11 protein-coding genes are annotated in these 14,532 nt (G+C 47.5%); 6 read left to right on the top strand and 5 right to left on the bottom strand.

Annotation, left to right across the window (positions count from 1 at the left end):
• Positions 1-10: 10 nt before the first annotated feature.
• Both AC0YNT_RS13090 and AC0YNT_RS13085 read right to left on the bottom strand, forming a co-directional pair.
• Complete coding sequence (locus AC0YNT_RS13090) at positions 11-1,633, bottom strand: spore germination protein (protein WP_475805315.1); 1,623 nt, start codon at positions 1,631-1,633, stop codon at positions 11-13.
• 98 nt (positions 1,634-1,731) lie between these two features.
• Positions 1,732-2,640: a LysR family transcriptional regulator gene (locus AC0YNT_RS13085; protein WP_475804982.1), complete on the bottom strand. Its 909-nt coding sequence runs from the start codon at positions 2,638-2,640 to the stop codon at positions 1,732-1,734.
• A 168-nt stretch (positions 2,641-2,808) separates the two neighbouring features.
• On the opposite strand from AC0YNT_RS13085, the gene AC0YNT_RS13080 reads away from it, so the two are divergent.
• The 3 genes from AC0YNT_RS13080 to AC0YNT_RS13070 are packed head-to-tail and all read left to right on the top strand — an operon-like array spanning position 2,809 to position 6,723.
• Positions 2,809-3,939, top strand: coding sequence for an ABC transporter substrate-binding protein (locus tag AC0YNT_RS13080; RefSeq protein ID WP_475804981.1), 1,131 nt, complete (start codon positions 2,809-2,811; stop codon positions 3,937-3,939).
• Position 3,940: 1 nt separating this feature from the next.
• Positions 3,941-5,638 carry an ABC transporter permease gene (locus AC0YNT_RS13075; protein ID WP_475804980.1) on the top strand — a complete coding sequence of 566 codons (1,698 nt, stop codon included), beginning with the start codon at positions 3,941-3,943 and terminating at the stop codon, positions 5,636-5,638.
• A complete protein-coding gene (locus AC0YNT_RS13070; RefSeq protein ID WP_475804979.1) occupies positions 5,635-6,723 on the top strand; it encodes an ABC transporter ATP-binding protein in 1,089 nt (362 codons plus the stop codon). Before AC0YNT_RS13075 ends, AC0YNT_RS13070 begins: the two co-directional genes overlap by 4 nt.
• Positions 6,724-6,852: 129 nt before the next feature.
• Here AC0YNT_RS13070 and AC0YNT_RS13065 read toward each other — a convergent pair whose 3' ends face one another.
• The 3 genes from AC0YNT_RS13065 to AC0YNT_RS13055 all read right to left on the bottom strand — a co-directional run bounded on the left by AC0YNT_RS13065 (position 6,853) and on the right by AC0YNT_RS13055 (position 9,853).
• Entirely contained in the window at positions 6,853-7,518 is a 666-nt protein-coding gene (locus AC0YNT_RS13065) for a cupin domain-containing protein (protein ID WP_475804978.1), read from the bottom strand.
• 81 nt (positions 7,519-7,599) lie between these two features.
• Positions 7,600-8,859 carry an oxalate decarboxylase family bicupin gene (locus tag AC0YNT_RS13060; RefSeq protein WP_475804977.1) on the bottom strand — a complete coding sequence of 420 codons (1,260 nt, stop codon included), beginning with the start codon at positions 8,857-8,859 and terminating at the stop codon, positions 7,600-7,602.
• A 112-nt stretch (positions 8,860-8,971) separates the two neighbouring features.
• The gene (locus AC0YNT_RS13055) at positions 8,972-9,853 is read right to left on the bottom strand and encodes a pirin family protein (protein ID WP_475804976.1); all 882 of its coding nucleotides are present in this window, start codon (positions 9,851-9,853) and stop codon (positions 8,972-8,974) included.
• 451 nt (positions 9,854-10,304) lie between these two features.
• On the opposite strand from AC0YNT_RS13055, the gene AC0YNT_RS13050 reads away from it, so the two are divergent.
• Genes AC0YNT_RS13050 through AC0YNT_RS13040 form a run of 3 tightly spaced genes read left to right on the top strand, consistent with a single transcriptional unit; the run spans position 10,305 to position 14,478 of the window.
• Positions 10,305-10,616: a hypothetical protein gene (locus AC0YNT_RS13050; protein ID WP_475804975.1), complete on the top strand. Its 312-nt coding sequence runs from the start codon at positions 10,305-10,307 to the stop codon at positions 10,614-10,616.
• 29 nt (positions 10,617-10,645) lie between these two features.
• On the top strand, positions 10,646-12,541 hold the full coding sequence (locus tag AC0YNT_RS13045) for a putative thiazole-containing bacteriocin maturation protein (RefSeq protein ID WP_475804974.1): 1,896 nt from the start codon (positions 10,646-10,648) through the stop codon (positions 12,539-12,541).
• Positions 12,538-14,478 (top strand): TOMM precursor leader peptide-binding protein, encoded by a 1,941-nt coding sequence (locus AC0YNT_RS13040; RefSeq protein ID WP_475804973.1) that lies wholly within the window; start codon positions 12,538-12,540, stop codon positions 14,476-14,478. The genes AC0YNT_RS13045 and AC0YNT_RS13040 overlap by 4 nt, the downstream gene beginning before the upstream one ends.
• Positions 14,479-14,532 lie beyond the last annotated feature (54 nt).

The raw sequence follows: 14,532 nt of genomic DNA, 5'->3' as shown, positions 1-14,532 counted from the left end.
AACGATATCCTTATGATTTTCGTTTGCTGTCCTTTGTCTTCATCATAGCCGGTCTCCGCTTCATCAGGGAGAGAGGGGCACGGAAAAAGAGATCCTTCCAGTCCGTTGCCCGAAATGGAGAGGCAGGAGTTAGATAAGGAACGCCAAAGCTCTTTAATTTGGTCAGATGACTGCATAATAACAGGAAGAACAGGATCGTTCCGAACATCCCAAGGAACGCTGCGAACAGCATACTTACAAATCGCAGGAGGCGGAGCGTGACTCCAGCGCTGTAAGTTGGAATCGAGAAGGAGGAGATTGCCGTTACCGCGACAACGATGACGAGGAAGGGACTAACAATCCCAGCTTGAACGGCAGCGTCACCGATAATGAGACCGCCGACAATGCCCATGGCAGGTCCAATCGGTTTTGGTAATCGAATTCCTGCTTCCCGTAATATTTCAATGGAGACTTCAAGGATGAGCACTTCAATCAGTGCAGGAAATGGAACGCCTTGCCTAGTCTCTATAATAGATAAAGCCAGTTCGGTCGGAATCAGACCGGGATGAAAAGCGATTAATGATATATAGAGCGCAGGACCCATTAAAGCCACGAAGGCAGCGCCAAAACGCAGCATTCGAAGCAGGGAGCCGGGAATCCATCGCTCGTAATAATCCTCAGGAGTTTGTAAAAGCATGCTGAAGGTAACAGGAACGATTAAAGCAAACGGTGTCCCGTCCAGCAAAATAGCAATCCGTCCTTCCAGCAAAGCATTGATAACCCGGTCGGGACGCTCCGTATTTTGAACCTGTTGAAAAGGGCTTAAATAGTTATCTTCGATTAATTGTTCAATGTAACCGGAATCGGCGAGAAAGTCTGAATTCAGTCTGCTAACCCGCGTTTGAACCTCCTGAAGCAGATCAGGATTAACGATATCCTTCATGTAGGCAAGTACAAGATCCTTCTGTAAGCGAGTACCTACACGATAGCTTTTCATTTCCAATTGGTCACTGAAACCTTGACGGCGCAGCATAGACGTATTTTCGCTTAATACCTCGGAGAAACCAAGTCTTGGACCTCGAATCAACGCTTCAGAGACAGGCTCCTCAATCGAGCGGTTAGCCCCGTTTGGAAACTCTATCAGGAGTCCGTGAGGCATGCCTTCAATAAGTAACCCAGCATGTCCAAACAGAACGGAGTGGTTAAAGTCGTCGATATCGGAAATAGTAGACATGGTGTTGAATGGAAGAAAATCCTCAGCTTTGCTCGGTTCAGCCAGCACATCGCCTGTTGCCTTAAACATTAAGAACTCCATCATCTTCATATTAAGAACGCGTTCATTTTGCATGCCATCTACGCAGAACAGTGTTCCTCGTGCATTCAGCTTTGTGAGCGGAAGTTCTCTGGTATGCAAGTCGCAGTTGCTGCCAATTTTCGAAAGGATGGTTTGTAAATCGGTTTGGTAATCCCCACTGAAAGGTGTGGCGGCACGCGCAGAATCTTGACTGACCTTATTGGTGTCAAGGTTCTTTCCAGTTCCAACAAAAGAATGAAGCGTTTTATATATCTTTGTTGCCAAGATTGGCACGAGGAGCGCAATAACAGCCTGACAAAAAACGATCCAGTCCGGGATATGATCAACGATGGAAGACAGGAAAGACAAGGATATATTCCTCCCTAAGCTGCATTTAACTTCTTTTGTCTTTCAAGTTTTCCAAAGTTTGCTTGATTTTAGTCACTAATCCATAATAATTAACCGGGAGTTGTCAGGTGGTCCAGGCAGGATAGCTTCATATATTGGATAAAAGTCCGTACATGGTAGGCCATCATATCTTCCTTCCGATAAGCCAGACAGATATGGCGCTGCTGGACTTTCCCAGGTAAATCACGAAGGACAAGCTCCTTTGACTCTACTTCTCTTGTTACACTCCGCCATGGAAGAATACCAACACCAATGCCATGCTTAACAGATTCCTTGATCGTCTCAATAGCACCAAGCTCCATGCCAACCTGCCATTGCAGCCCGTTTTCTCTAGCCCACAGATCGGACAGCTCCCTGGAGGTCGAGCCATGCTCATGCAGAAGGAAGGACTGCGTTCTAAGATTCTCGATCGTAATGTTCTCTTGCTGGGCGAGCGGATGGTTAGAAGGGAGAACCAGCTTTAGATCATCATCTGCAAGTGGGATAATTTCCACGTCATCCATCGGACGTGCGATTAAAGATACAATCGCCACATCAATGTCGAATTCCTTCAGCAGCTTCATGACGGTTCCGGCTTTCTTTACCGTCATCTGCGGCATCACTTTCTCATAGCTCGCTTGAAAAGCAGCCAAATATGGCGGCAGGAAATACGTTGCAGGCGTATAACTGGCGCCTATTTTTAATTGTCCACGTCCTTGCTCCCGATGCTCCTTCATCAGTTGGCTGGATTCATCCAGCAGGGCACAGATCCGTTTGGCATATGGAAGCAGCGTTTGTCCCGCATCGGTTAGACGCAGCTGCCGGGGGTGTTTATAGAACAGCTCCACACCTATTGTTTCCTCTAGTTTTTTCAAATGAAAGCTTACGGTTGGCTGCTTGAGCTGAAGCTCAGCGGCTACCTCTGTTAAGGTGGATAGACGTGCTGCATGTGCAAATACGCGTAGCTGCTGGATATTCATCTTGGGTTCATCTCCTTATCTCTTCTTGCCATACTATAGATAATTTCGATGAACCTATCAATATGGATAGATGTTATTTAATGTAATCTTATCATTCACTTAATCTTCCATTTACAAAACCTCGTTAATCTGAGAATGAAAGAAGAAGATACTGGAGGGGTAAGAGAAATGGTAAATGGATATAAAATGAAGGGTCTTATGCTTGTCAGCGTTCTGATGGCAACAGCAGCACTGTCGGCATGTGGCAACAACAGCAATAATGAGGCGAATACAGCAGCAGCTGCTAATGCTGCAGCAACTACAGAAGCAAGCACGGAGCCAACGGTCGATGCCGCTGCGGAAAGCCCAGCTGCAGATTCAGCAGACAAGAGTGAGCCGCTTGTTGTGTATTTGAACGACTTTGATGATATCGTAAAACCAATGTTCGAAGAGAAAACAGGCTACAAGCTGGAGATCGTCTCCGGTAATGGGGCAGAGATCGCTTCCCGGATCGAAGCGGAGAAAGGCAATCCGCATTGGGATGTTGTATGGATGGACTCGATGCCTACAATTGACCAAATGGGCAAAAACGGACAGCTGTTGGACAGCTGGGCACCAGGCAATCTGGACGGCTTGACGGATTTTGCGAAAGGTCTTGTTCCAGTTAACAACACTTACTTCCCAACAGGTGAGCATGCCGCATCCGTTATCGTGTATAACACGAAAGCCTTTGACGCAAACAGCGCTCCAAAAACATGGGATGACCTGCTTGATGCCAAATTTAAAGGTGCAGTTGGTATGGCCGACCCAGCTGTAGCAGCACCAGCTTATCCGTTCGTAGCATGGTTCTTCCAATCGGAAGGCATGGATAAAGGCAAAAGCTATTTTGACAACCTGCTCAAAAATGATGTGCATGTGTATCCGAAAAACCCTAACGTAGCAAAAGCATTAACTGATGGCGAAATCAAAGCAGCAGCTTTGCAAGAGAGTAATGCTTATACCCTCAAAAATGCTGGTGAGCCGGTTGATATTATTTGGCCCGCTGAAGGTGCTCCTGCATCGGTGCGTGTAGCGGCGATTCAAAAAGAATCCAAGCATCTGGATGCTGCTAAAGCATTTGTTGAATTCCTGCTTGATCCGGCAACCCAGCAGGCATTGATTGATAAAGGTGATGAAAGCTACTTCGAACCATCCGTAAAAGGAGTTAACGCGAAGGCTGATCGTGCGGCAGATGCGAAGCTGGTTGTGGCAGAAGCGGGCTGGGCTGGCGAGCATGAAGGCGAGATTAAACAATGGTTTGCAGACAAAGCGGTAAAATAACGTGAGGTTCCGATACCCATCACAAGGAAACCGGACAGGCTGGCTCGTGCTGGCCGTCCTTTTCCTACTTATATTACTGCCGCTAATTGCTGTTGTGATCCAAGTACTCCTGCCGGGAGTATTTTTTGGTCGTTTGAAGCTCGGCAATTTATCACTGCTGCTTGATGTATTCCGCCGGCCGCTTTGGTATGTGTCATTAAAAAACTCCGTTACTCTGGGAATAGGTACTACGGTGCTAGGGACGTTTGTTGGGACAGCCATTGCCATGGCCCGTGCCAATTGGGCATTCCGCGGTGCACGGCTGCTGGATTTTGCGGTGTGGATTCTCATCATTACACCGTCATTCATACTAGCACAAGGCTGGGTTATGTTTGCATCAGCCGATGGACTTGCAGCGCAGTGGTTTGGCTGGCATAGTCTGCACTCGTTTATTTTCCAGCCAATTGGACTTATTTTCGTCATGACACTTAGTAAGTTTCCGCTTGCTTATTTGACGGTCTATTCCGCCTTGGAGTGGAGAGTTGACCGGCTTAGTGAGGCAGGTCGTTTATCCGGAGGATCGAGATGGACGGTATGGCGGACGATTGAAGCTCCGCTGCTGCTTCCAGCTATTTGCTCGGGTGCAATGCTTGTCTTTATGGATACCGTAGGCGACTTTGGTCTACCGGCATCGATTGCAACGATTTTCCGATTTCCGACATTGCCATACTCGATTTATTCGGCTCTGTATACATCACCGATCCGGTTCGATATGGCCGGGGCATTATCCTTCTATCTCGTACTTCTAATTGCACTTGCGATGAGCGTTCAGCTGTATGCGATGCGCAAGTCCCGGTACGATTTCTTATCATCACGGGCGACTCGATCAGAACCGAAGAAGCCGCGTAAAGGCGGAATTTATCTCGTTATCGGCAATATCGTTTTCCTTGCTGTTGTAATTGGTATTCCATTTGGCTCCAACCTGCTCACGTCTATATCCGGCAGTTCATCCGCAGGCAAAGGGCGGGAGCTGACGCTAGAATATTATAAAGCTTTGTTCGGTGGAGATAATGACACCTTGCTCGAAGGGCTTGCTCATTCCCTCGAGATTGCTGCAGTTGCGGCTGTTATTGGTCTACTGGTTGGCTTCCTTGTCGCATATGTTCTGACCTATTCGCAGTTTAAGCTTCGCAAGACGATTGATGTGATTTCGCTTGTGTCACTGGCTGTGCCGGGAATTGTGCTTGGGATCGGCTACATCTTCATCTGGAATCAAGCATGGCTGGAGAAAATCGGACTCTTGCTGTACGGTACGCCGTGGATTCTTATCCTGGCTAGTGTAGCCGGTGTTATCCCGGTAATTACGAGGGTTGTTGTTGGAGCGATGGCCAAGGTGCCAAGGCAATTATTATCTGCGGCGCAGATGCAGGGTGCTTCCTTCCACCAGCGGATCATTTCCATCCTTGTTCCTCTAATTAAAGGAGCGCTTCTCTATGCGGGACTTGCAGCGTTTGGCGCAAGCGTGTTTGATCTGGCGATCTCCTCCATCTTGTATCCGCCTAACTTCATGACACTTCCAGTTGTCATTAACAAAGCGTTTGAGGATTTGCAGTTTGGATACGCGGCAGCTGCCACACTGACGGGCGGAGGCATTGTTATTCTCATTATTGCTGTGATGGAGCTGCTCATAAAACCTTCAAGAAAGCGAGTAAAACAATGACCAACACAATATTAGAAGTCGAACGGCTAGGGAAATCGTATGGCGGCTCTCATATGGCTTTGCGGGACATCAATTTCTCCGTCAAGCAGGGCGAAATTATTAGTGTGCTTGGACCTTCCGGCTGCGGCAAATCAACCTTGCTTCAGCTTATCGCAGGGTTACAGCAGCCAGATGAGGGAGAAATCCGCCTGCGCGGAACAACAGTCGCAACGGTATCGCGATTAGTTCCTCCAGAGAAACGTGGGATCAACATGGTGTTCCAGGACTATGCATTATGGCCGCATATGACAATCTACGATAATATTGCTTATGGTTTACGCAGGCAAAGGATCCCTGCAGCCGCAATCCGCGAACAAATCGCGGAGCTGGTTGCTCTGCTGCATCTAGAAGGTCTTGAGGATCGGCTTCCGCCGCAATTATCCGGCGGTCAGCAGCAGCGTGTTGCGATTGCGCGAGCGTTGGCCACAAAGCCTGATTTACTGTTGCTTGACGAGCCATTGTCTAATTTAGATATGAGGCTCCGTATCGAGATGCGTTCTGAGATGGCTTACTTGTTCCGTCAGCTTGGTACGACAGTATTCCATGTCACGCATGATCCAGACGAGGCGTTTGCAATGGCCGATCGTCTTATGATTATGCGTGCCGGCGCTGTTGATCAGATCGATCGTCCGCAAGTTTGTTATGATCGTCCGGCGACTTTGTCGGCTGCCATGCTGCTTGGTGCAGGCAATCGATTAAAGAGTAAGCTTGTCCGGCATGGTGAGCATGCGACGGTTCGAGTTGCTGAGCATGAGATTGTTGGTATTTCGCCTGGTTCTTCGAAAGCGGAAGGAGCAGAGGGTGTTGATCTGCTGTTCCGTCCGGATTCAGCGATTTGGCAGTCCATCCCTTCGACGAAGGCCAATCATCTGCCTGTCCATATCCTGCATAGTGTATTTGAAGGTAAACGTTGGAGGGTGCTGGCGAAGACCGCAGACGGTCAGCCGATTTCATTCTTAAATGACGATTATTTGGATGCGGGTATGGAAGGCAGCCTGCATATCAGCGCATCAGATGCTTTTGTATTCCCGCAGCAGTCGGCATAAAGCTTATTGTTAAAGAGACAGTTATAACAAACCGCTTGGGGGCGGCGTGGTATAACTGTCTCTTTTTTTGCATTTAAGAAAGTATATGCTCCTAAGACGGGAGCAGCCGTTTACACTTAACACCACATATTAGAAGAAATAATTTGGCTGCTGAAAAAATCCGAATGGCTGCGGATACGGCTGCGTGTATTGCTGTGGATGATGTTGTGGTCCATAGGGAAATTGGTGGTAGGGCTGCTGTTCCTCCTGCTCACGGGGTGGCTGGCAATTGGCAGGTGGTCCAATGAAGACTGTATCGGTAATTGGAGCTAATGTTTCTTTGACCATCTGTTCGTTCAGGCAATAAGTATGGGCGAACACGCCAGGTGGGGTTAGGCGCAGCATATCGGATAACCCAATAAATTCAGGTACAGGAGCGTCGAAGATTGCAAGCAGATGAGTGTTATCGACTGTAGCGATTTCGTAATGCATCCAGCCTTGTGGGATGTTCGCTACTTGGCCGGGTTGAATCGGAAAGTTAAGCAGTTGTTTCGTAAACGGGTTTATTAGCGATACGACAGCAGAGCCGGAAATACAATATACAAGCTCAGTTGCGTTCTGATGAATATGCGGCTCAACAACATTTGATCTGCTGAGGTAAATATCAAGCAAAGATACGTTACCAAGTGTATTTAACTGTTCAATCGACAACGTATTAATGAAGTTGCGGTTGTCTTTTTTGAAGGTTGTATTTTTGTTAACGTCATACCAAAACTGCACATTAGGGGAAGTGAAATCCATATAGGATACCGCCACTAGTTCTCCGCCTTTCTAATAAGGACATAAGGATTAAAGTCTAATGGGATATCCTATGCATTCGCCCGGCATGACGTTCGTCTATTTCAGGTAAGACTTACCCGGATATTTGACGACCGGCCACTTCTCCTTACGTAAAGCATTCAATAATTCAGGTCCCACATGAAGGTTATCCCGCACAAGATCCTTTGGCGTAAGCGCCATCCATTGGTTCAGGGAAACATCCATAAATCGGTCACTCTTGAACATCTCAAGGAACCATAAGGATTGATCACCTGTATTTTGAATGTAATGCCCGAAGGCAAAAGGGACATAGCCGACATCCCCAGCCCGATAATCAAATGTTCTGGCAGCTCCGTTACCGGCAAAGACCGTCATCCTTCCTTGTCCGGTCAAATAATATTGCCACTCATCATTATTCGGATGCCAATGAAGCTCTCTCATTCCGCCAGGCTTGATCTCAACTAGTGCTGCGGCAATTGTTTTTGCGGCGTGAAAGTTGGTTGAATCCGCAATACGTACCGTACCACCTGGGGTAACAATTGGTGTCTGCGCGAGCAATTGGTACTTGAAGCTTTGCGGAATCGTTCCATAAGGCGAGTGAACCTGCTGACTTTCAAGTGACCCAGGAACTTCTTCTTGAAAAATATAAAGCTGATCCGTCGGAATGGAATCAAACGCATGTTCAGGCACGCCAAAATTCGCACATAACACATCCTTAGGTGTATGGGCGAACCAGTCAGAGATCGACAGCGTATTCAGGTCCGAGAATTTGCCATCATCAAATACAAGCAGGAACTCACAGCCATGCTCCAGTCCCTGGATAGAATGCGGCAGTCCCGCTGGGAAAAACCACAGGTCGCCTGCGCCTACATCCGCAATGAAATTTCGTCCATCCTGGTCAACGGATGTAATACGTGCACTCCCCCAAATCATATAGGCCCATTCGGACTGCTGATGCCAATGAAGCTCCCGGATGCCGCCTGGCGTCAGATACATGTTTACACCGGCAAGAGTAGTGGCAATTGGAAGCTCGCGCTGCGTAATTTCGCGAGACCAGCCTCCCTGGTTGAGCTGCATATGGGTATCGGAGAACGAAAATTTCAGGTTCGGCACCAGTCCGTTATCGGTCACTGGAGGCCGCAGCATATCGGGATTCTCCAAATCCCGCATAATATCGCGAGGGCCTAGATCAGGACCTCCGGCATTATCGCTTGGCCGATAGGGCTGTGGAACCGTAAAAGGCTCGCCTTGCCCATACTTCTTGTCAGGGGAACCATTTGAAGCAGCAAGATGTTTATTTGAAGCATCGGAATTGCCGCTGGAATTCGAGTCGTTCATACCTTTCCCTCCTCATTAAAGGCTATTCAAGCATGCATATGACAGAAGGGTTGGTTATTATGAGGCAGGCTGGCAGAAAAAATGCCGGGCAATTTGCCCGGCGGTCATCGTTTTAGAAATCCGCAGATCCCATTTTGCCATCCTGGAAGTCCACAAAGGCCTGGAATACTTCTTGACGGCTGTTCATTACAAACGGTCCTTGCTGAAAGACTGGCTCGTCGATAGGCTCACCGCTCAGGACTATGATAACGGTATCGTTCGTTACGCCTTTAATCTCTATAGCGCCATTCGTATTGGTGAAGAGAATGAAGTCACCTTCAGCTGCTTTCCTGTCTCCATTGATGACGCCGCTGCCTTTCAGTACCATGGCTGCTGTATTGTAAGTAGCGGGAAGTTCAAAGTGCGCTTTGCCACCGGCTTTGAATGAGATATCAAACAGATTAACAGGAGTGAAGGTTTGGGCAGGGCCGTTTACGCCATTAAAGCTGCCGGCGATGACACGTACCGTGCCGCCGTCATCGGGAAGGTCTGCATATTCCATATCTGTTTTAAGAAGCTCCTGATACTTTGGCGGATGCATTTTATACGCGCGGGGGAGATTGACCCATAGCTGAATCATTTGGAACAAACCGCCTCGCTCGGAGAAGCTTCTCTCATGATACTCCTTGTGCAGCAGCCCTGAACCTGCCGTCATCCATTGAACATCGCCGGGGCCGATAATGCCGTGGTTTCCTTTGTTGTCATGATGCTCGACATACCCTTCATAAGCGATCGTTACTGTCTCGAAGCCGCGGTGCGGATGTGCGCCAACGCCTTTAACTTGAGTGCTTGGGGGGAATACGAACGGCGCATTATAATCCATTAGAATGAAAGGACTAAAGCGCTGGCCGAAGTTCGTGCCTCCTGGAAAATAGTTGGATACCCGGAAGCCGTCGCCGACCATATGAACCGGAGGCCCTTGAAATACGCCTTCTACTGCACGAAATGTTGTCATGATCAAAGCACCCCTTTATCTGAATGTTGTTGATTAGTGATTATCTTAAAATAAAGATACTATAAAAAAGTAAGTATGTAAAGAGGGGAGCCTAAACAAAAGAGACGCTAATCATTATCATAATACTAGGTAGGCTGTCAAAAAGGTTAGACCTTTTTGCGGTCTTTTTTTGTGGTTCACTTTTACTCTAGGCAAGTAGGTGGATGGACTAGTAACACTAGCGGAGTTTTTTTCATACGTATATCTCATGAACGATTATCGGCATATGACCAGTTTGGGCTGTTCTCATTTGCATCTCCTATTTTTTGGGTGCTGGTGATCATCACATGAACATAACGGAGGCTTACTAAGATGAATGAGTTTAAGAACAACCTTCAAAATTTGAATACGGATGCGTTTAAAGCGAGCGGTATGAAGCCGAATGCGGGTCAAGGTCAAGTGGATCCTAATAATGCTCGTCTATGTATTGGCTTCTGCGTCGGCTTTTGCATCGGCTTTTGTTCTTGCGGAGGCTGTGGAGGGTGTGGAGGTTGCGGAGGTTGTGCTAGATGTGGAGGCTTTGGCGGCTGCGCACGTTGTGGTGGCTGTGCCCGTTGCGGCGGCTGTGCCCGTTGTCGTTAAAAGTTATCTATTGCATGTAAATAAAGGTTCACGACATCTCTGTAAACGCTTTTGGTTTGCAGAGGTGTCTTTCTATGCAGGTGCGGGCATGACGGACAAGTGGCCTTACATACCTTTATTAAGGAAGTCATGTGAAGAATAGTTAGATTTCATAAAAAGGAGGAATGAAATTTGGATCCTTCCACGCGTCTTAAAGTGAGAGGCGATACTTTTTTTCTCCCCAGCTCGGACGGAAGTGTCTTTTTCCGCAACAATATTGGTTCATTTCGAATGGAAGGCAGCACAATTGATCAATGGATTGAAAAATTAATACCTGTATTTAATGGTGAGCATACGATGCATGATTTAACGGATGGATTGCCAGAACAACACCGTAATCATGTTTATGAGATTGCAAAAATATTGTATGCGAACGGTTATGTCCAAGATGTAAGTCAGGATCGTCCGCATCAACTGCAAGAGAGTATCGTTAAGAAATATGATTCACAAATTGAATTCCTGGACAGCTTTGACGGGTCAGGTGCATACCGATTTCAATTGTATCGTCAGTCCAGCGTGCTAGTCGTTGGAACTGGCACTTTTTTGGTTTCACTTGTCAAATCATTATTTGAATCCGGCATGCCGCAATTCCACTTTCTAGGCTTGAATTTGGAAACGGAAAATCGAACACGGATTCGGGAGCTGGAGCAGTATTATCGTAAGTTTGATTCAAAGGTCAAGGTGGACGAGATCGGCTTGCCGAAGAATGTGGTTGTGGATTGGTCTTCGATCGTAGAGCCTTATGATGCTGTATTATTCGTCTCGGATCAAGATGGTGAACCGGAGCTTGGATTACTTAATGAAAGTTGCCGACAAAAAAACAAGGTCCTACTGCTGGCTGTTATTTTTGAGCAAGCTGGTCTAGCGGTTCCGCTTTCGTATTCTAACTCGGAGGGTGATTGGGAATCAGCATGGCGCAGAGTCCATCATTCTGCGATTTATAAGGATACAGATGTGCATACGGCTTCGCCTGTTGCGGAAGCGCTGCTCGCTAATGTAATCGTCTTCGAATGGTTGAAAACAGCAGCAGAAGTAACAAAACTAGAGAAAAATAATAAACTGTTTCTGCTTAATTTAGAGACGTTGGAAGGAAATTGGCATTCGTTTCTTCCCCATCCATTCGTTCATGGACACCGATTCGCCGAGTGGATCGAAGATGCCCGGCTGCAAGCGGGAACGGATGCGGAGAAACGAGCTTCAAGCGAACTGCTGTCTTTCTTCAGTCAGCTAACGTCAACGGAGACAGGTATTTTCCATATTTGGGAGGAAGGGGAGCTAGGGCAGCTTCCGCTTTCGCAGTGTCGTGTTCAGCCTGTTGATCCACTGTCAGTTGGCCCAGCGTTTCTTCTTCCTGAAATGATTTGCAATGGTTATAAGCATGAAGAAGCACGAAGGGAAGCGGGTCTTCGTGGAATCGAGGCTTACGTGTCGCATATGAATTTTGATGAGATTGCCAGCGTAGGCGCGGGCGAGACGATCGAGGAAGGCGTTTGCCGCGCCTTGCAAAAGTACTTAATGAATGCACGGATAAAGCTGTATGAAACTCATGAACCGTCGATCACGCCGGTGAAGCTGAGTCATGTAGCGGATGAACGATGCCGTTATTATATAAATGCTCTAACAACGATGCAAGGGGCACCAACGTTTGGACGAGGGAAGGATGTATTAGGTTTTCCTATTGTATGGTTGCATGCAAATGACCGGTGGTATGATGCCGCCGATCTCAATGTAACTAGGGCACTTCGTAGCGTGTTAATGAATGCCTTATTTGATGCTCAAAACAAAGTTGATCCAATTGCGGGGAACGTGCATCATGTTGCAATTGATGTAAAAGAATCGAATATGGACTCTATTTCGATACCCGCTTGTGATCCATTCGAGCATCGAGAGGTTTTGCGGATGGCCATGCAGCAATTGAATCGCATCCACAAGCGTTTGCTCGTATTTGACTTAACGCCAGAACCTTATTTGAGAGAGGGACTGGCGGGCGTATACGGAGTCTCGCTCCGAGAGGTGGTTGAAGAATGAGCGCTATTGTGGCGATTGTAGGCGTAGGCCAGCTTGCGGACTATGTAAACGATATTTTATCTACAAGTTGTCAGCTTGTAAGAGTGAATAAACTGGCTTCCAAGTTGCCAGAAACGACTGAACTTGCGCTCGTTCTTAGTGATGGCAACGATGCATCCTCTCATCTTATCGCAGAGGATGTTTTCAAGAAATCGGGTATTCCATGGCTGCGCGGGTTTGTAGCATTTGGTGAAGGCGTTATTGGTCCGCTTGTCGTTCATGGGAAGGCAGGCTGCTCGCAATGCGCCGATCTGCGGCGTTTAATGGCTGGAAATGATCGAAAGGACATGTGGGAGCTGCAGCATTTGTTCATGCATGGAGAAGTTTTTCCCGATATTTGGTCTTCTCGCAGCGGACTATTGCATATGGCTCATCTTATTGCAGCAGAAGTCCGCAGCTTTCTTATCCGTCATACGTCTCATCTTGAAAATCATATTAAGCTCATACACTTGCAAACGCTCAACAGCTCGGCTCATTATTTTTTACCAGATCCGCAGTGTACTGTATGCGGGGAAATACCGGATGACACCGCGACAGCTTCGCGAATACAGCTGCAGTCCAGCCCGAAAATCAGTGAAAACAGCTACCGCAGCCGTTCAATGGTTGAGTTAAAGGCGGTTCTTTCCCATGATTATCTGGACAATCGCAGCGGCCTTTTGAACGGAAAAATGATTGACCTTATATCGCCATTTGCTGACGCCAGCATCATTTTACCGATGTTCTCAGGGGATGAAGGCTGCGCGGGTCGTACGAATTCTTTCGAGGACAGTGAAATGACAGCGATATTGGAAGGATTGGAACGTTATTGCGGCATATCGCCGCGAGGAAAGAAGACAGCAGTTCATGACAGTTTCAATCATTTAACAGAGATTGCGCTGGACCCCTCTCGAGTAGGAACACATGATAAGGCGCAGTATGAGCGGCCCGATTTTTCGTTTCAACCCTTTGATCCAAGCAGGAAAATCGATTGGGTATGGGGGTATTCGTTCTTGCAGGAAAAGCCGATCCTCGTGCCAGAACTGCTCGCTTATTACAGCTCCGGCTGCGGTCACGGCTTTGTATATGAAACCTCGAATGGCTGCGCAATAGGAGGAAGCTTGGAGGAAGCTGTATTTTACGGGATATTGGAGGTTGTGGAACGGGATTCTTTTCTAATGACGTGGTATGCGCAGCTGCCTCTCGTTCCATTAGATCCCTATTCCACGGGTGATCTTGAAATGAACTTAATGGTCCAGCGACTGCGCGATGTCTTCGGTTATGATGTGCATGTGTTCGATTCGACGATGGAGCACGGCATTCCAAGCGTGTGGGTGCTTGCCAAAAACAGAACAAATCAAGGCATAAATATGATTTGCGCCGCAGGGGCGCATCTTGATCCCGTGAGGGCGGCAAAAGGTGCGATTCATGAGATAGCGGGCATGCTGCTTGCGTTTAACGAAAAGTTGGAGGAGAACCGCGGGCAATATCAACAAATGCTGCATGATCCTTTTCTCGTTCGGCAAATGGAGGATCACTCCATGTTGTACGGATTGAAGGAAGCAGAGGAACGTCTGAATTTCCTGCTCGCTAATGATCGTCCGGTCCTCTCGTTTAAAGAAGCTTTTAAGCCAAGGACGAAGCATGTGGATTTAACCGATGAATTAAACATGTTGATCAAAACGTTCAGTAATCTGAATCTGGAGGTAATTGTTGTTAATCAATCAACGCCAGAGACGCTGAGAAATGGACTTCATTGTGTGAAGGTGCTCATTCCCGGCATGCTTCCCATGACGTTTGGCCAACACCTTGTCCGCTTGACTGGCCTGGAGCGGGTACTGCGAATACCAGCAGAGCTGGGCTATGTAAAGGAGCAGCTTAAACAAGAACAACTTAATTGTCATCCGCATCCGTTTCCGTAGGAGTTTCTTCTCGTGTACGCTTTTTTTCCTTGTACTGGAACTTAGGAGGAAGAG

Source organism: Paenibacillus sp. J22R56 (assembly GCF_056269375.1).
This window is presented reverse-complemented; position numbering and strand designations above follow the sequence as displayed.